This is a genomic window from Patulibacter ginsengiterrae (genome assembly GCF_056269115.1).
The window spans coordinates 620,993-638,237 of sequence record NZ_JBWDOG010000001.1 but is presented as its reverse complement, the minus strand read 5'-3'; the positions used below and the strand labels follow the sequence as shown (position 1 = coordinate 638,237).

Annotated in this window: 15 protein-coding genes; 7 read left to right on the top strand and 8 right to left on the bottom strand. The window is 73.9% G+C overall.

What is annotated here, in order from left to right:
- Window positions 1–162 precede the first annotated feature (162 nt).
- A complete protein-coding gene (locus ACVUH9_RS02765) occupies window positions 163–1,350 on the bottom strand; it encodes an exosporium glycoprotein BclB-related protein (RefSeq protein ID WP_475753709.1) in 1,188 nt (395 codons plus the stop codon).
- Window positions 1,351–1,423: 73 nt separating this feature from the next.
- On the opposite strand from ACVUH9_RS02765, the gene ACVUH9_RS02760 reads away from it, so the two are divergent.
- Entirely contained in the window at window positions 1,424–1,780 is a 357-nt protein-coding gene (locus tag ACVUH9_RS02760) for a hypothetical protein (RefSeq protein ID WP_475753707.1), read from the top strand.
- A gap of 233 nt (window positions 1,781–2,013) precedes the next feature.
- Here ACVUH9_RS02760 and ACVUH9_RS02755 read toward each other — a convergent pair whose 3' ends face one another.
- Window positions 2,014–2,694, bottom strand: a complete 681-nt coding sequence (locus ACVUH9_RS02755; protein ID WP_475753705.1) for a response regulator — start codon at window positions 2,692–2,694, stop codon at window positions 2,014–2,016.
- Window positions 2,691–3,851: a sensor histidine kinase gene (locus ACVUH9_RS02750; RefSeq protein ID WP_475753703.1), complete on the bottom strand. Its 1,161-nt coding sequence runs from the start codon at window positions 3,849–3,851 to the stop codon at window positions 2,691–2,693. The genes ACVUH9_RS02755 and ACVUH9_RS02750 overlap by 4 nt, the downstream gene beginning before the upstream one ends.
- A gap of 108 nt (window positions 3,852–3,959) precedes the next feature.
- Here ACVUH9_RS02750 and ACVUH9_RS02745 point away from each other — a divergent pair, with 108 nt between their 5' ends.
- Both ACVUH9_RS02745 and ACVUH9_RS02740 read left to right on the top strand, forming a co-directional pair.
- Window positions 3,960–6,161 carry an MMPL family transporter gene (locus tag ACVUH9_RS02745; protein ID WP_475753701.1) on the top strand — a complete coding sequence of 734 codons (2,202 nt, stop codon included), beginning with the start codon at window positions 3,960–3,962 and terminating at the stop codon, window positions 6,159–6,161.
- A gap of 191 nt (window positions 6,162–6,352) precedes the next feature.
- Window positions 6,353–7,201 (top strand): hypothetical protein, encoded by an 849-nt coding sequence (locus ACVUH9_RS02740; protein ID WP_475753699.1) that lies wholly within the window; start codon window positions 6,353–6,355, stop codon window positions 7,199–7,201.
- A gap of 22 nt (window positions 7,202–7,223) precedes the next feature.
- Here ACVUH9_RS02740 and ACVUH9_RS02735 read toward each other — a convergent pair whose 3' ends face one another.
- Window positions 7,224–8,693 (bottom strand): MFS transporter, encoded by a 1,470-nt coding sequence (locus ACVUH9_RS02735; protein ID WP_475753697.1) that lies wholly within the window; start codon window positions 8,691–8,693, stop codon window positions 7,224–7,226.
- 54 nt (window positions 8,694–8,747) lie between these two features.
- Here ACVUH9_RS02735 and ACVUH9_RS02730 point away from each other — a divergent pair, with 54 nt between their 5' ends.
- Window positions 8,748–9,428 (top strand): TetR family transcriptional regulator, encoded by a 681-nt coding sequence (locus ACVUH9_RS02730; protein ID WP_475753695.1) that lies wholly within the window; start codon window positions 8,748–8,750, stop codon window positions 9,426–9,428.
- 382 nt (window positions 9,429–9,810) lie between these two features.
- Here the strand turns inward: ACVUH9_RS02730 and ACVUH9_RS02725 are convergent, their stop codons facing one another.
- The 3 genes from ACVUH9_RS02725 to ACVUH9_RS02715 form a co-directional block, all read right to left on the bottom strand.
- Window positions 9,811–10,125, bottom strand: a complete 315-nt coding sequence (locus ACVUH9_RS02725) for a hypothetical protein (protein WP_475753693.1) — start codon at window positions 10,123–10,125, stop codon at window positions 9,811–9,813.
- A gap of 155 nt (window positions 10,126–10,280) precedes the next feature.
- The gene (locus ACVUH9_RS02720) at window positions 10,281–11,303 is read right to left on the bottom strand and encodes an alpha/beta hydrolase (protein WP_475753691.1); all 1,023 of its coding nucleotides are present in this window, start codon (window positions 11,301–11,303) and stop codon (window positions 10,281–10,283) included.
- Entirely contained in the window at window positions 11,303–11,437 is a 135-nt protein-coding gene (locus tag ACVUH9_RS02715; RefSeq protein ID WP_475753689.1) for a hypothetical protein, read from the bottom strand. Before ACVUH9_RS02715 ends, ACVUH9_RS02720 begins: the two co-directional genes overlap by 1 nt.
- Before the next feature lie 185 nt (window positions 11,438–11,622).
- Here ACVUH9_RS02715 and ACVUH9_RS02710 point away from each other — a divergent pair, with 185 nt between their 5' ends.
- Window positions 11,623–14,472, top strand: a complete 2,850-nt coding sequence (locus tag ACVUH9_RS02710) for a helix-turn-helix transcriptional regulator (RefSeq protein ID WP_475753687.1) — start codon at window positions 11,623–11,625, stop codon at window positions 14,470–14,472.
- A 31-nt stretch (window positions 14,473–14,503) separates the two neighbouring features.
- Here ACVUH9_RS02710 and ACVUH9_RS02705 read toward each other — a convergent pair whose 3' ends face one another.
- The gene (locus tag ACVUH9_RS02705) at window positions 14,504–15,712 is read right to left on the bottom strand and encodes a hypothetical protein (protein ID WP_475753685.1); all 1,209 of its coding nucleotides are present in this window, start codon (window positions 15,710–15,712) and stop codon (window positions 14,504–14,506) included.
- Window positions 15,713–15,826: 114 nt separating this feature from the next.
- On the opposite strand from ACVUH9_RS02705, the gene ACVUH9_RS02700 reads away from it, so the two are divergent.
- Both ACVUH9_RS02700 and ACVUH9_RS02695 read left to right on the top strand, forming a co-directional pair.
- Window positions 15,827–16,258: a cupin domain-containing protein gene (locus ACVUH9_RS02700; RefSeq protein ID WP_475753683.1), complete on the top strand. Its 432-nt coding sequence runs from the start codon at window positions 15,827–15,829 to the stop codon at window positions 16,256–16,258.
- 46 nt (window positions 16,259–16,304) lie between these two features.
- Window positions 16,305–17,231: an arginase family protein gene (locus ACVUH9_RS02695; protein ID WP_475753681.1), complete on the top strand. Its 927-nt coding sequence runs from the start codon at window positions 16,305–16,307 to the stop codon at window positions 17,229–17,231.
- Window positions 17,232–17,245 lie beyond the last annotated feature (14 nt).

Genomic DNA, 17,245 nt, shown 5'->3' with positions numbered 1-17,245 from the left:
CCCGGAACGAGCAGCCGCCGGCCCGAGGGCCGGCGACGTGTGCGTCGTCCGGGATCCCCGAACGCGAGAGCGCCGTCCGCCTACCAGCGAACGACGAGATGACGGACGGACATGCCGGCCGCGGGCGAGACCCGCGCCGGCACGTCAGCCCGTCGGGCCGAACTAGGAGATGCTGACGCTGGCGCCGACGTTCGCGTTGATCGTGGTGGCCAGGCTGATCCCGCTCGCGTCCGCGCTGTAGACGACGATGAACTTCGACCCGGCGGTGACCGGGATCGAGAGCCCGGTGACGGTGCCGGTCGAGGTGTTGCCGGGCGTGAGGACCCCGGTCAGCGAGGGGGTCAGCGTCACCTGCGTGCCAACCACCTGCGTGTAGCTGTTGCTGTTGTCGTCGGCCCGCCAGAGCTGCACGTAGGTCGTGACCGTGGTGCCGACCAGCGCTTGCGACGTGGCCAGGCTCTGGAACCCGAAGATGCTCGTGATCGTGCCGTTTCGCGGGATCGGCTGGCCGGTCGTGTTCTGCGACGTGAGGTCGATCGTCCCGCTCGTGGCCGGGACGCCGTTGGCGTTGCCGACGCCGTTGAGCGGCAGCACGGACACGGTTCCGACCAGGCCGCCGAGGGTGGTCGTCGCGACCGCCGGGGTGGCGGAGCTGGACGAGAGGATCGCGCTGGACCCCTGCGGGCCGGTGGCGCCCTGAGGCCCCTGGCTGCCGGTCGCGCCGTCGGCCCCGGTCGCCCCGGTCGCCCCGGTCGCGCCCTGCGCGCCATCCGCGCCGGTGGCCCCGTCCGCGCCGGTCACCCCGTCCGCGCCGGTCACGCCGGCCGCGCCGGTCACCCCGACGGCACCGTCGGCGCCCGTGCCCCCGGTGTTGCCCTGGAGGCCCTGGGCCCCGGTCGGGCCGGGGGCACCGGTCACGCCCTGAACGCCCTGAAGGCCGGTCGCGCCGGCCGCACCCTGGAGGCCGGCCGCACCTGTGGCACCCGTGGCACCGGTCGCCCCGGCGACGCCCTGCGTCCCGGTCGCGCCCTGCGCCCCGGCACCTGTCGCGCCGGTCTCGCCCTTGTCGCCTTTGGCTCCGGCGGCACCCGCAGCCCCGGCGTCACCCTTGTCGCCCTTGGTGCCCTTCTTGCCGGCCGAACCCCGCTCGCCGCTCGCGCTCGAGCCGGCGCCCCACTCGAGCCGCCGCTCGCCGTGGCCACACTTCTGGGCCTCGGGGATGATCCGCAGCAGCCGGTTGCCCTGCGGCTGGTAGCAACCGACGTTGGCGTTGGCGGCTGGCGCGGCGCTGAGCGTGACGGTGGCGGCGACGGCGCTGGCAGCCAGCCAGGCGACCTTGGATCGGCTCATGGAGTTCCTCATCAACGTTGGGTGTTTCGGACCATGTACTTCCGGGACCGGCAGGTTATATAGGATTGTTCGGATGCGTCTCGCGAATGTTTGGGCGGTACGAGCGGGTCTGCTCGTCGTAGGCGTGGCCGGTGGGACGCTGGTGGGCTGCGGGTCCTCAAGCGACGGCGACAAGACCACGACCGGCGCCAAGCCAGCGGCGGCGGTGCGGGTGCTCGACACCAAGAAGGTCGCCCGTGCGATCACCCAGAGCATCCGCGAGCAGCGCGACGTCGCGGCGAAGGTCACCTGCCCCAAGGTGGTGCGCCAGGCCAAGGGCGTGAACTTCGTCTGCCAGGTCACGTCCAAGTTCGGCGCCACCGACTTCGCCGTCGTGCAGCTGGATGGGGCCGGTCGCGTGTCGTACGCCGCGGCCGATCGCGCCGGCTGAGGGCGGGGCAAGACGACCGCTCCGTCTGGCATTGGTCTTGGCGGAATCGGGAGCGATGGGGTTGGTCCCTCCGGTAGGGATGTGGTTTCGAAATGACCCACCGATGGTGGTGCGTGATCGGACGGGTGGGTGCTTCGCGGGGTGTGCCGCGGCACCGCCCGCCTCCGAGAGCCGGCGACCCTCGACGGGCGCAAGCTCGTGCTCGGCGGCGACGGCTACTTCGACATCCGCGACTAGGGCCGGCCGGCAGCCCCGGCCGACGGGGTCACCAGGCCGGTCTCGTAGGCCAGGATCACGGCCTGGACCCGGCTGCGCAGCCCGAGCTTGGCGAGCAGCCGGCTGACGTGGCTCTTGATCGTCGCCTCCTCGAGGTGCAGCAGCGCCCCGATCTCGGCGTTGCTGCCGCCGCGCGCGAGCAGCAGCAGGACCTCGCGCTCTCGCGGGCTCAGGTCGTCGAGCAGCGGGCGCCGGGTGAGGTCGGGGGAGACCTGGGCGAAGCGGGTGATCAGGCGGCGGGTGACCGACGGGGCGATCAGGCCCTGGCCGCGCGCGACGGTCTGGATCGCCTCGACGATCACCTCCGGCTCGGCATCCTTGAGCAGGAAGCCGGCCGCCCCGGCGGAGAGCGCGCCGAAGACGTACTCGTCGAGGTCGAAGGTGGTCAGGACGAGCACGTCGATCGGGTCCTCGACGCCCGGCCCGGCCAGCAGACGCGTCGCCTCGAGGCCGTCCATCCGCGGCATCCGCACGTCCATCAGCACGACGTCGGCCTGTCGGCGGCGGGCGAGCGCGACCGCCTCGACGCCGTCGGCGGCCTCGCCGACGATCTCGATCGTGGGGTCGTCGCCGATCAGGGCGCGGAAGCCCCGCCGGAAGACGGCCTGGTCGTCGGCGATCAGCAGGCGGATGCTCATGCGGCGGAGGGCGAGGTCGGGAGCGTCGCTCGGACGAGCCAGCCGCCGGTCGCCGCCGGGCCGGCGTCGAAGGTCCCACCGAGCGCCGCGGCGCGCTCGCGCATGCCCGGCAGCCCGTGGCCCTCGCGACCCGGAGCGGCCGGGGCTCCGTCGTCCTCGACCTCGATCCGGAGGACCCCGTCGGCCTGCCGTAGCGTGACCCGGGCGCGGCCGCGCTGGGCGTGCTTGGCGACGTTGCTGAGTGACTCCTGCACGATCCGGAACGCGGCGGCCTGGGCGGCGGTCGAGACCCCGTCGGCCGCCGCGTCGCGGTCGAGCTCGACCTGCAGCTCGGGCGAGCGGAGGCGGGCGACCAGCTCGTCGAGGTCGTCGAGGCCGGGCCGCGGGCGCAGCTCGGCGAGCTCGTCGTCGCTGCGGAGCCGGCCGATGGCCTCGCGGGTCTCGGAGAGCGCGCTCGTCGACAGCGCCTCGATCTCGTCGATCGCGGTGGCCGCGCTCGGGGGATCGCTGGTCAGCCGCCGGCGCGCGACGCGAGAGTGGATGGTGATCGCGGCGAGCGCATGGCCGACGACATCGTGGACCTCGCGCGCGATCCGCAGGCGCTCGTGCTCGACCGCGGCGCGGGTCTCCACCTGGCGCAGGGCCAGCAGCTCGGCACCGCGCTCCTCGAGGTCGCGGGCGTAGCGGCGCTGGACCTGCGCGCCCGCGCCGAGCAGGGCCGCGAGCACGAAGGCGACCGCGTTGAGCAGCAGCCCGGACAGCGACAGCGGATCGGGCGCGAGCTGCGCCGTGACGGCCATCGCGGTGAGCACCAGCGCGGACAGCAGCGCCGACTCCCGCCACGAGAGGAACGCGGAGGCGGTGCCGAGCGCGATGATCGCCATCAGCACGAAGATGCTGCCGCTGTAGCCGAGCAGGATCGCGGTCATCGCCGCCGCGACGGTCACGGTCGTCGTCAGCCACGGGTGCCGCCAGACGGCGGCGAGCGGGAGCGCGGCCAGCAGCGCCAGAGCGACGCCGCCCAGGTCGCCGCGGCGGGTGGTGCCCAGCTCCGGGGCGACCGGCTCGAGCAGGACGTCGGCGACGGCCAGCACCGCGATGGCGACCGCGATGACGGTGCAGATCCTGCTCGCGGAGAGCCGTTGCGACCGGGGCATCACTCCAGGGTACGGCCGATCGTGCCGCGAGGAGTGCGACGAAAGTGGCAATCGGGTTCCCTCCTTCGGCCGCTGACGGACCGTCGGCGGCGAGCCACGATCGATGGCATGTTCCGAGCCCTGGGCGCGTTCGTCGCCCGTCATCCGTGGAAGATCATCGGCGTCTGGCTCGTGCTGGCCGCGGGGCTGGTCGCCTTCGGCACGCTGCGAGCCGAGGCGGTGACCTCGACCGACCAGACGGCGTTCCTGCCCGCGGGCTCGGAGTCGGCCGAGGCGACGGCGTTCGCCCGCGCGACCTTCGGCCACGTCGAGGGCGCGACCGACGTGACCCTGGTGCTGCGGCGCCGCGACGGCAAGCCGCTCGCGGCGGCCGACCGGGCGCGGCTGGGGCCGGTCGTCGCCGGCCTGACCCGCTGGCGCCCGGACTGGGACGCGATCAAGGCCGCCGCCGACGACTCGGCGGGCGGCGGCGCCATGATGAGCGACCGCGTGCGCGAGACCCGGGTCGCGTCGGCGGCGCTCGGGCCGACGGTGGCCGAGGGCCGCTTCGCGATCGGCAGCGTCCAGTTCGTCGGCGACGGGGCCAACTCGCTCGTCCAGCGGGCGTTCAAGGAGCTCCGCTCGCACGCGGAGCACGAGCTGCAGGCGGCCGGCTACCGGGTCGGGGCGACCGGCGGGATCGCCTCGGCCACCGACGTCGCCGACAACTCGCGGGTCGCCGAGATGATCAGCGGGATCGGGTTGCCGCTCGCGGTGCTGGTCCTGCTGCTGCTGTTCCTGCGCGGGCCGCTCGGGGCGTTCCTCTCGCTGCTGATGGTGGTGCTGGTCTCCGGTGCGGCGACCGGCCTGGTCGCGCTGGTGGCGACCGTGCTCGACTTCCAGCTGAGCAGCTCGACGCCGCAGCTGATCAGCGTGGTGCTGGTCGGGATCGGGATCGACTACCTGCTCTTCCTGGCCTTCCCGTTCCGGCGCCGGCTACGGGAGGGGCAGTCCCCACGTGAGGCCGCCGCCGGCACCGTGGAGGAGGTCGGCCGGGCGGTCGCCTCGGCCGGGCTCGCGATCATCGCCGCCTTCGCGACCCTCGGCTTGGCCCGGTTCGGCGAGTTCCGCGTGCTCGGGCCGGCGATCGGGATCTCGGTCGCCCTGACGGTGGCGGCGGCGCTGACGCTGATGCCGGCGATGCTGGCGGTCGGCGGCCGCAAGCTGTTCTGGCCCGGGAAGGTCGACCGGGTCCGCGGCGGCGACGGGCGAGCGGCGCGGCTCGGCCGGGCGATCGAGCGCCGGCCGGCCCGGATCGCGCTGCTCTGCGTGGCCGTGCTCGCCCCGCTCGTTGCGCTCGCTCCGGGCGTCAAGCTCAGCTACGACCAGCAGGCCCACGACGAGGGCACGCGTGCCGGCCGGGTCGCCAAGGAGCTCGAGCGGGGGTTGCCGAAGGGGACGATCGACCAGCAGCAGGTCTTCCTCGCCAGCACCCGCCCGCTCGGGCCGGAGGAGCTGCTGCCGTTCGCGCGGGAGCTGCGCCGGGTGCCGGGCGTGGCCCGGGTCGCGACGCCGCGGCTGAGCCGGGACCGGAAGGCGGCCGAGATCGGCGTGGCGCTGAAGGTCGACGCCACCACCCGCCGCGGGATGGACCTCGTCACCGGGCCGCTGCGGGACACGGCGCGGGAGGCGGCGCCGGAGGGGACTCGGGTCCTGGTCGGCGGCTCGGCGGCGGTCTACGCCGACATCGCGGCGGCGGTCGACCGCGACCTCCGGCTGATCTTCCCCGTCGCGGCGCTGCTGATCGGGCTGGTCCTGGTGATCCTCCTGCGGGGCGTGCTCGCGCCGCTGCTGCTGCTGGCGGTGGCCGGGATCGAGTTCGCGGCCACGATCGGCGCGACGGTCGGGGTCTTCCAGATCGGGCTCGGGCAGGACGGGGTCGCGTTCACGTTGCCGCTGATCGTGTTCCTGTTCGTGATCGCGCTCGGCACCGACTACAACATCCTGATGGCGGATCGGCTGCGGACCGAGATCGCCCGGGGCGGATCGCGGCGGGTCGCGGCGCGGCGGGCGGTGACGGCGGTCGCACCGTCGATCGCCGCCGCCGGGATCGTGCTCGCCGCCTCGTTCGCGACCCTCGGGGCGTTCCCCGACGACTTCCAGCGCCAGGTCGGCTTCGCGATGGGCTTCGGGATCCTGCTGGCGTCGCTGGTCGTCTCGACGGTGCTGGTGCCGGCGGTCGTCTCGCTGTTCGGGCGGCCGAGGAGCGGCGACGAGTCGCGCGCGGACGACGAGCGCGCCACGACCGCACCGGCGGTCAGTCGTGTGTGAGGCGGCCGACGGCTGACCGGTGCGGAGCGGCCGGGTACCGAGGCCGGCGCTCCGCAGCGTCGGGCCGGATGCGCGGCGGTCCTGGCGCCCCGTCCCGGCCGGTGCGAGCGACCGGGCAATCGGCGCCCGCTCGGGCGGGGCGTTGGTACGGTCGCCGCGTCTCGTCGTCCCCGTGCCCACGAACGGATCCCGTGCGTCCAGCAACCTCTCGAACTGCCATCGGCGCGGTAGCGCTCGCCGGCCTCACCGGTGCGCTCCTCGTCGGCCCATCGACCGCGGCCGCGGCGCCGCCGGCGCCCTCCAAGCTCGGGATCCGCGCGTCGGTCCCGTTGGGGGCGAAGGCCGTGACCGTCGATCCCGGCCAGCAGATCAGCGTCCGGGTCGGTCGCTCGCGGGTGCGAGGCGACCGCGTGGTCCGGGTCTCGCTCGCCCGGGCGGCCGAGAGCGGACGGGTCCTGCGTGGCCTGAGCTCGAGGCGGGCGCGCCACGGTCGCGTGGTCGTCCGGATCCCGACCGAGGACGGCGCCCGCTTCCGCCTGGCCGTACGGACCGGACCCCACCGCTACCAGGTGACGCTGCGGACCCCGGCCGCGACGCCGCCGGCGCCGAGCTTGCCGGTCCCGCCGCCGCCGATCTCGTCGTGCTGGTCGCCCCAGGCGTCCCCGGACCAGGGTGTCGCGACCGCGAGCCTGGTCCTGGAGCGCACGGTCGTGGCCGCTGGCGAGATGGCCCCGGCACGGCTCTCCAACACCAGCGAGGGGGCGCAGTGCCTCCGGTCCGACTGGGGGCAGGTGCGCTGGGAGCGCCTCGTCGACGGCCGGTGGGTCGGGCCGCCGCCGTACCCCGCAGGCACGAATCCGCCGGCGATGACCCTCGAGATCTGGGGTCTCGCGCCCGGGCAGTCCAAGTCCGTCGGCCAGGTCGTGCCGGCCCACTTCCCGTCGGGGCGCTACCGCTACGTCGTCGACCTGACCGTCGGTCAGCCGCCGACGACCGTCACCGCGACGGCGGAGCTCGAGGTGACGGGGACGCCGGGCTGAGCCGGCGCCCCCGTGGCCGTGGCTACGTGGCCGCGGCTGCCTCCGGCTCGTCGTGGCTCGCCGTCGGGATCAGCAGCGAGATCAGGCCGCCGACGATCGCGGCCCCGGCACAGATCGCGAACAGGGTCTGGTAGGCCCCGAGCGACGGCAGCTCGTGGCCGGCGAGGGCGATCGTCTGGGCGGCGAGCAGGGTGCCGCCGATCGCGCTCGCGAGTGAGCTGCCGACGGTCCGGAAGAGCGCGTTGAGGCCGTTGGCGGCGGCCAGCTCCGACTTCCGGGCCCCCAGCAGGATCAGGCTCGGCATCGCGGCGTAGGCGATCCCGGTGCCGGCGCCGGCGATCGTGGTGCCGACGACGATCTGCCAGTAGTGGTCGACGAAGGCGATCCGGAACAGGAAGCCGAGCGCGACGATCGTGGCGCCGAGCGCGAGGGTGACCTTCGGGCCGAAGCGGACCGACAGCTTGGCCGACACGGGCGAGAGCAGCAGCATCGCGATCCCGCTGGGCAGCATCGCGAGGCCGCCGGCGAGGACCGACGAGCCGAAGCCGTAGCCGGACTCGACCGGCGCCTGGACGTAGGCTGCCGTCCCGATCAGGCTCGCGAACAGCGCGAAGCCGACGCACAGCGAGGCGACGTTGGTCAGCAGCAGGGCGGGGCGGGCGTTGCTGATCACGTCGACCAGCGGGGATGTCGAGCGGCGTTCGAAGGCCACGAAGATCCCGAGCACGACGATCGAGACGACGAGCAGGGAGATCGTTCGCGTGTCGCCCCAGCCCCAGCTGGTGGCCTGGGAGAGCGGGAGCAGCAGGCAGACCAGGGCCACGCTCAGCAGCAGGGCGCCGGCGAAGTCGAGCCGCCCCTTGGCGGTCCGCGGCGGATCGGCGACCGCGAAGCCGATCCCGAGGCAGGCGACCAGGCCGCCGGCGACGCAGATCCAGAAGAGCACGTGGTAGTCGGCGTGCTCGGCGACGAGCGCCGCCATCGGCAGGCCGAGGGCGCCGCCGATGCCGAGGGTCGCGCTGACCAGGGCAATCCCGGTGCCGGCGCGGCGCGGGGGCAGGATCGTCCCGATCAGGCTGATGCCGAGCGGGATCGCGGCGGCCGAGAGACCGGTGATCGCGCGGCCGACGATCATCCAGGCGAGGCTGTCGGAGAGCGCGCAGATCAGCGAGCCGAGGACGAGCGAGCCGGCGGCGGCGAGCAGCATCAGGCGCTTGCCGTAGAGGTCGCCGAGGCGCCCGAAGACCGGGACGGCGATCGCGGCGGCGAGCAGCGTCGAGGTCAGCAGCCACTGGGTGTCGCTGGTGGTGCTGCCGAGGTCGGCCTGGATCGCCGGCAGGACCGGGACGAGCAACGTCTGCGTGAGGGCGACCAGCACCCCGCAGATCGCGATCATCGTCAGCGCGGCGATCTGGTGCGGCGCCCATCCGTCGTCGGCGGAGGGCTCCGGGGCGTTGGGTTGGGTGCGGGCGGTGGGGGCGGGGGACGACATGCTTCTCCTGGCAGTTTCTGTCTCGAGTCATAATCTGCCAGAATATTGGGCCTGATGGGCCGTCCCTCCGACACGACCCCGACGAGTCGACGGGCCGGCGCGCCCGCCGGTCCGGCACCGACGTCGGAATCCACGGGCCCGCCCCACGTGCCGGAGGCGGCCGCCCCGCTCTCGCTCCGGGACCGCAAGCGCGCGGAGGCGAAGGCGAAGGTCGCCGACGTCGCGATCGAGCTGTTCGCGGAGCGCGGCTTCGCGGAGGTCTCGGTGGCCGAGATCTGCGCGGCGGCCGATGTCGCCCCGCGCAGCTTCTTCCGCTACTTCCCGGCCAAGGCGGAGGTCCTGCTGGAGCCGATCCAGGAGATGGCGACCCGCGTCGAGGCCTCGATCGCGGCCGCGCCGGCCGAGCTGGGCGACGAGCAGGCGCTCGTCCTGGGCCTCCGTCAGCTCGCCGAGTACATGCTCGAGCACTGGCAGCGCCTGAGCGCCTTCTTCCGGGTCGTCGCCGAGACCGAGGCGGTCCACGCCTCACCGCTGGTCCGCCTCGCCGACCGCGAGCGCAGCATCGTCGAGCACCTGCTGGCGCGGCGCCCCGAGCCGGCCCGCGACGACTGGCGGATCCGGCTGCTCGTGGCCCGCGCGGTCGCGGCGTTCCGGGTCTGGCTGGAGGAGGTGCGGACGGCGGAGGCGGCCGATCCGCTGGGGTTGTTCGACGAGGTGGTGGCCGCCGCTGACTGATTCCGGCGAGGGAGTACGTGCATGGCACCGAAGGTGTTGCTGTCGCATTCGGATGTCTATATTGTGTATCGCGGTTTTTGGGTGGATGCGCACATCGTGCGCTAAACGCCTCGATCGCCGCTGCGTATACGGAGCGCCTTCCTTCTTCCCTGTCGAGAGAATGTCTTTTTGGGGGCCGGCCGGCTTGCGGCGTTTGCCGTTGGTGGTGTGCTCTCCGGTGGGGCGATGCTGGCCGACAGCTTCTCGATCTTGAGCCCGCGGTGGGCGGTCGATGTCGGCCCGGCGACCGGGATCGCGGTCCAGGGCAACGGAGACGCACTCGTCACCGGCCCGTCGGGGTGCAGGATCTGTTCGCGTTCGTCGGGGGCCGCCCTGTGCCCGTTCAGGCGCGGTCGTTTCGATGGCGTCCCGCGAGCGTGGCCAGCTTGATCCCGATCGCCGAGACGGCCGCGATCACCGCCAGTGCCGTCAGGGCGACCGCAACGGCCACCATGACGTCGATTCGGTCTTCCCAGCGAAGCTGGTCGTCGGTGCAGATCTCGGTCCGCTCGCCAACGCGTCCACAATCACTCAGGGTTGGACCGGGGAGATTCGCTGCGTGAACACCTGCCCAGTTGGTGAACCCCCACGCAACGATCGCCAGAACGCCGAAAGCCATGGCGAGACGGACCGCGATTCGTGTTCCGTCTTCCGGCATTGGATGAGTGTACGGCACCACCTGAGGGCAAGATCGGGCCGGAGACGAAGGTGGTGTGCTGGTGCGTGCTGTTGTGCAGAGCACGTTTGTGAGTGTCGATCGTGCCAGGCCGGCGGCCTCGACCGCGCAAGCCGGGGCGCTCCCGCCTCCGGCGCCTACGTCCGTGCCCTGAGGAACGCGATCGTCTGACGCAGCGCCCTCTGGCCGTCGGCGTCGTCGAGGTCGAACTGGTACTCGTGCGGCAGCGACGGCCGGTGGTCCTTGGGGTAGAACAGCTCGGTCACCTCGACCCCGAGCGCGTCCAGCTTCTTCGCCAGGGGCTTGGACTGCACGTTGGTCAGGGCGTCGCCGTTGCCGCCGCTGATGAACGCCGCGGGGAAGTCCTTGGTGACGTGGAAGTACGGCGACATCTGGCGGATCATGGGATCGTCGAAGTCCCTCGTCCCGGCGTAGGCCCAGACGGTGACGTCCGCGCCCCAGCCGACGATCTTCGGCAGGTTCGGATCGTCCTGCGTCAGCCCCTGCACCTCGAAGATCCCGCAGTAGAGGATCACCCCGCTCAGCTGCTTCGGCTTCAGCGTCGGCTCGATCCCGACCTCGGCCGCGTACGCCGGATTGGTGATCAGCGCCGCGGTCTGGCTCGCCAGCTGGGCCCCGGCGGAGTCGCCGGCCAGGACGACGCGGTCGGGATCGACGTGGAAGCGGGCGGCGTTGGCCTGCATGTACGCGTTCGCGTCGTTGATCTGCCGAATCGCCGTCGGGTAGGTGTGGTTGGGGGCGAGCGCGTAGTTCATCGCGATCACCGTGTAGCCCTCGGCCGCGAGCAGCTTGAAGTACGGCGCCGCCTGGCGCTTGTCGCCGGACAGCCAGGCTCCGCCGTGGGTCCAGACGATCACGGGCAGGCGCTCGTCGGTGTCCCGCACGCGCTCGGGGAAGTACACGTCGAGGGTCGCGTCGTCGTTCTGCGGCTGGTACCGCTGATCGGCGATCGTGCTCACCGGGACCGGCGGCTTGTGCGCCTCCATCGCGTCGCGGACCTTGGAGCCTTCGTAGTTGAAGACGACGCGGATCGCCATCGCTCCCGGCCACGGGCTCACGCGGAGCGCGACGCCGACGACGACCACCAGGCCCAGCAGGCCGAGGCCCGTACGCAGACAGCACTTCCGGTGGCGACGCATCAGCGCACCTCGATCGGGCGGGCGACCGCGTCGGCGTGGTGCTCCACCCGTGCCGCATCGATGCCCCGGCGTCCGGCCCGGACGGTGGGCTCGAGCCCGGTTGGTTGGGGACGCTGCTCGCGGGTGGGGATCACGGTAGCGGCACGCTACACGGTGGGTTCCCGGGACTTCTCCGGCCGCGGGAGCCGGAACGCTCGGAGACGTCCGCGGCTCCCGGTGAGACGGTGGCCCGCTGCTCGATGGACGCCCGGGCCGCGCCGCGCTCGTCGTTCCCGGAGCCGCACCCGATCTGCTGACACGGCGTCTAGCATGGGCCGGAGTGGAGACGCTGCGCGAACGCGACCTCTTCGATCGGGAGCGCGAGCTCCGGGTGCTGGTCGACGCCGTCGTCGCCGCCCGGAACGGCGACGGCACGCTGGTCCTGCTCGACGGTCCAGCCGGGATCGGCAAGACCGCCCTGATCGCGCGGGCGCTGGACGGGGCCGAGGCCGCGACGGTCTCGGTCGTGCGGGGGCGAGGCGGCCCGCGCGAGGCCGGCTTCGCGTTCGGCGTCGTGCGCCAGCTGTTCGAACCGGTGATCGCGCGGCTGACCGACGCGGAGCGGGAGCGGGCGTTCGAGGGGGCGGCGCAGCAGGCCGCGGTGCTCTTCGATGCGGTCGACCCGGAGGCGACGCTGCCGCTCGACGCCGGCTTCACGATGCTCCACGGGCTCTACTGGCTCGTCGTCAACCTGGCGCGCGAACGCCCGTTGCTGATCGCGGTGGACGACGTCCAGTGGGCGGATCCGCCGTCGCGGCGCTGGATCGAGCACCTCGCTCGGCGGCTCGACGGGCTGGCGGTCACGCTGGTGCTCGCCCGCCGTCCCGGCGAGGTCGCGGCCGCCGACGACCTGGCCCGCGAGCTCGCGCGCGAGCCCGCCGCCCTGATCCTCCGGCTCGGCCCGCTCAGCCCGGGTGGGACCGCCCAGCTGATCCGCTCGGCGTTCGACGCGCAGGCCTCGGACGAGTTCTGCGCGACCTGCCACGCGGTCACGGGCGGCAACCCGCTGCTCGTCCGCCAGACCACCGGCGAGCTCGCTCGCCGCGGCGTCGGTCCCGACGACGATGCAGCCGCCGGCGTGACCGACCTGATGGCGTCGGCGATCGCGGAGCTCGTCGCGGCCCGGCTGCGGACGGTCGGCGCCGACGGGCTCGCGCTCGTCGCCGCGCTCTGCGTGCTCGGCCAGCCGGCGGCCCGGGGGCTCGCCGAGCAGGTCGCCCGCCTCCCGCCCGACGCGGCGAGCACCGCGATCGGACGGCTGCACGCGCTGGACATCGTCGCGGTCGGTCCCGAGCTGGAGCTCTGCCACCCGCTCGTCCGGACGGCCGTCGAGCAGCACCTCGGTCCGGAGCTGCTCGAGCAGACGCACCGTCGCGCCGCCGAGGTGCTGGCGGCCTCCGGCGGACGGCCGGACGTGATCGCCCCGCACCTGCTGCTGGCCTCCCCGGCCGGCGATCCGTGGGCGGTCGAGGTCCTGCGGGCCGCCGCGCACACCGCCGCCGCGCGCGGGGCGAGCGACAGCGCCCGCACGATGCTCGAGCGGGCGCTGGCCGAACCACCGTCGAGCGAGGCCGAGACCGCACGGGTCCAGCACCAGCTGGGGGTGATCGTGTCGCACTCCGACATGGCCGCGGCCGTCCCGATCCTGACCGCCGCCCTCGAGGGGACGGCCGACGTCCAGCGGCGGGCGCGGATCGCGATGGACCTCGCGTTCCCGCTGCTGGTGAGCCTGCGGACCCGCGAGTCGGTGGAGCGCCTGGACGCGGCCCGGGTCGCCCTCGGCGCGGAGGACTCCGAGCTGGCGGGAGCGCTGGAGGCGACGGCGCTCTCGAACGCCCAGTGGGACCTGGAGCTGGGGGAGGACCTGACCGCGCGCCTCGGGCGGGCCCGGCGCCTGGCCCGCCCCGACACCCCCGTCGGCCGGCTGGTGCTGGTGCTCGCCGGCGTGCACGACGCCATCACTTCGGGCCCGGTCGGCATCCAGCAGGTGCGGGCAGCGCTCGACGCCGGCCTGATCGACGACGTCGGCGCGCACGGTCCGCCGTTCGGGCTGGCCTGCGTGACGCTGATCCTCGGCGGCGACGTCAGCGGCGCGGTGCGGCACATCGAGACCGGCGCGCGGGCGGTCGCCCGGACGGGCTCGCCGGTCGCCCAGTCGCACCTGGCCAACGCCCGCGCGACGCTGCTCCTGGCCCAGGGCGCGCTCGCCGACGCCGAGGCCGAGGCGATCCTGGGCCTCGAAGCCGCCGAGGTGCCGATGGGGATGCCGACCCTGGTCGGCTCGCTGGTCGACGCGCTCGTCGCGCGGGGCGAGCTGGACCGCGCCGCCGGCGAGCTGGAGCGCTACGGCGGGCAGGGCATCCTCCCGCCCCTGCTCGGGTGCCTGCTGCTGCTCGCCAGCCGGATCCGGTTGAAGGAGGCCCAGGGCGACCACGTCGGGGCGCTGGCGGACTGCGATCTGGCCGCGAGCTGGATGCGGATGGCCGGGGCGGCCACGCCGCTGCCGATCTTCTGGCAGCCCCACGCGGTGGCGTGCCAGCTCGCGCTCGGCGACCGCAGCGAGGCCCGCCGGATCGCCGACGAGGCGGTCGACGTCGCCGGGCGGCTCGGAGAGCCCCGCGCTCGCGCGCTGGCCCTGCTCGCCCTCGCCGGCTGCACCGCGGGGAGCGAGCGGCTGGCGCACTTGAGCGGGGCGGTGGAGCTGGCGACGGAGGCGAACGCCCGGGTGGTGCTCGCGACGGCACAGGTCCGCCGGGGAGAAGCCCTCGGTGCCGCGGACCGGACGCTCGAGGCCCGGGAGGCGCTGCGGTCCGGCTACGAGCTGGCGGCCCGCTGCGGCGCGGCACCGCTGGCGACGCGGGCGCACGCGGCGCTCGTGGCCGGTGGCGCGCGCCCGCGTCGGGCGACGGCGTCGGGCCCATCCGCCCTGACGCCGGCCGAGCTGCGGGTGGCGCGGCTCGCCGCCGACGGGCGCTCGAATCGCGAGACCGCCGAGCAGCTGTTCGTGACGGTCAAGACCGTCGAGATGCACCTCAGCAGCAGCTACCGCAAGCTCGGGATCGGGTCGCGATCTCAGTTGGGGGAGGCCCTCGACGGTGCCCCGGCGCCGGCCAGCGCCGACGTTCGTTAGCGGCCGGCCCGGCGCCGGTCCTGCTGGCCGTTCAGCACCGCGGTCGCTGGTTGCGGGTCAGGGGGATGCTCCGGAGATCGTGGCCGACGCGGACCCGGTAGCGCTCACTGCTGGCGCTGTCCCGACCCTCCACCCAGCTGAGGGTGGTCGGGGTCTCGAAGTCCGGGCTCTGGGAGATCCGGTGGCCGGCGGTGCGCGGGAGGGTCCGAAGGCGGTTTCCGCGGTGTCCGCCGACCTCGGTCAGCCAGCCCGTCCTGGGGCCACAGAGTCGTTCCCCGTTGGTGTCGACGTAGAGGAGCACGCGGTCGCGCCGGATCGCGGACCAGAACAGGACCGGCCGTCGCAACGGCGCCTCCGAGACGCGGTGGATGCGACCGGCGGCGTCGACCACGACGGGCCAGAACGATCGCTCGGCGTCCAGCTCGACCGACAGCGCCAGCGAGCCTTCGGGCGTGAGCTGCGCGTCCTGCACGGCGACGCCGCCCTTCGGCTGGACGGCGGCGCGGAGCGCGCTCTGCCGCAGGTCGTAGATGACCCGGCCGGAGCTGCGGTCGCGGACGTGGATCGCGGTCCAGCTGGGGCCGGCGCTCTGGCTGGGATCCCCGTGCCGCCGATCGTAGGCGTCCGGGTCCCTCCACGACACGAACCGGCCGGCGCCTTGCACGTCGCGAGCGTTGTAGGGGAGGCGCCGAACGAGCCGCCGGGTGATCGCGTCCCGGAGCAACGCCGGACCGGACCACCGCCGGACCAGGTACGAGATCCGGGTGCCGCCGACGAGCAGCGGGGCCTCGCGGGGTCGGGCCGAGCGGAGGACACGACCGGTGCGAAGCGAGAACTGGACGTCGAAGCCGCGGCTCTTCAGGCAGTCGTTCTCGTCGTCGCGCTCCAGGCACCAGTCGCCGGCGACGAATCCGCGCTGGCCGGCGACGAAGAGCTGCGTGTCGCTGCCGCCGAGCGTCTCGGACTGGAGGTCGCTGCCGCGAGGACGAGGGATCCGCACGGCGCGCGCTCCGGCCTGGCCGTCGGAGAGACGACGCCAACGCAGCACCGGTCGGTTCAGGCGGTCGAAGGAGACCTGCCAGATGCGGCCGTTCGCCGTGGCGGTCGCCGATGCGGTCTCCGGCTCTCCGAAGAAGCGGGCCGGCGACACCGACCAGCTCGACAACGCGTGAGCGTCGGCCGTCGTCGCCGCGAGCGCCAGGCCCGTCGCCCCGAGGACGGCGACGATCGCGCTGCGCAACCTGGTCGATGGATGGGGGACGACATGAGCACGCACAGCCGCATAGAACCGCGGGATCGAGCCAAGTTGCGCTGCGCCCCGGGAAGTGGCGCTCGTGGAGGTAGATTCACCGGCATGAGCTTTCGCGTCCTGCCCGCCGACGACGCGTTCTGGCGCCCGTCGAACCAGATGGGCGTCCTGAACACGGACCTCGCCCGGCAACTGGAAGCGACGGCGTTGGGCGCGCGGATGTGGCGCCTGGAGCCGGGGCAGGCGTCGACCCGCCACCGCCACCAGCAACAGGACGAGCTCTACGTCGTGCTCGAGGGCACCGGGCGGATGCGCGTCGGCGACGAACTCCTGACGCTCCCGCGGCTCTCGAGCGTGCACGTCGAGGCGACCGATGTTCGGCAGGTTTTCAACGACACCGAGGAGTCGGTGCTGTGGCTTGTCGTCGGGGCCCCGCTCGAGGCCGCGAACACGCTCGAGATGACCGACGAACAGCTGACGTTCCTCTACCCCGACGGCACCAAGGCGCTCCCGCCGGAGCTGGAGGGGCGGGGCTAGCCACCGGCACCCGGAGGCGCGCGGCCGACGCGCGAGAATCCCGACCATGGTCGAACGCCAGGACCCCGCCGCGCCGGACCGCACCCCGCTCGACTGCATCGTCGCCGCGCCCTACGACTGCTCCGGCCGGTTCGCCGGCTGCGAGCGGATGCCGGCGGCCCTGCGCGGGGCAGGGCTGGTCGCCGCGCTGGGGCTCGAGGACCACGGCAACCTGCAGGTGGTGATCGCCGATCCGGAGCGCGATCCCGCCTGGGGCGTGATCGGGTTGGCAGATCTCGTGGCGGCCAATCTCGTCGTGCGGGATGCGGTCGAGGCCCTCCTGCGGGCGGGCCGGCGACCGTTGTTGCTGGGCGGCGACTGCACCGTCCTGCTCGGCGCCGCCGCTGCGCTTCAGCGGACGCATCCGGAGGCGGGCCTGGCGTTCGTCGACGGGCACCTGGACTGCTACGACGGCGGCAGCTCCGAGAGCGGCGAGGGCGCCGACATGGAGCTGGCGGTGCTGCTGGGCGTCGGGGCACCGCCGCTGACCGGTCTCGGCGACCGCGTGCCGCTGTTCGCCGACGATCGCGTGATCTGCCTGGGGCCGGTCGACGAGGCGGAAGCGGCCGCGCACGGCGCGCCCGATCCGCGCGCGTTCGCTCCGGGCATGGCGATCGTCGACGGGACCGCGCTGGCCGGCTCCCCGGGGGAGCATGGCCGCGACGCGGTCACGCGCCTCGCGGGCGACGGCGGTGGGTTCTGGCTCCACCTCGACCTGGACGTCCTGCACGCCCGGGCCCTGCCCGCCGTCGACTACCCGCAGGACGAGGGCCTGGACTGGGACGAGCTGGAGCGGCTGCTGGTGCCGCTCCTGCGCAGCCCGGCCCTGATCGGCATGGACCTGACGATCTACAACCCGACCCTGGACCCCGACGGCACCTACGCCGGGCGGATCGTGGAGCTGCTGGCGGGGGCGGCGGGGACCGGGGCGTAGGGCCTCCGGTCCCC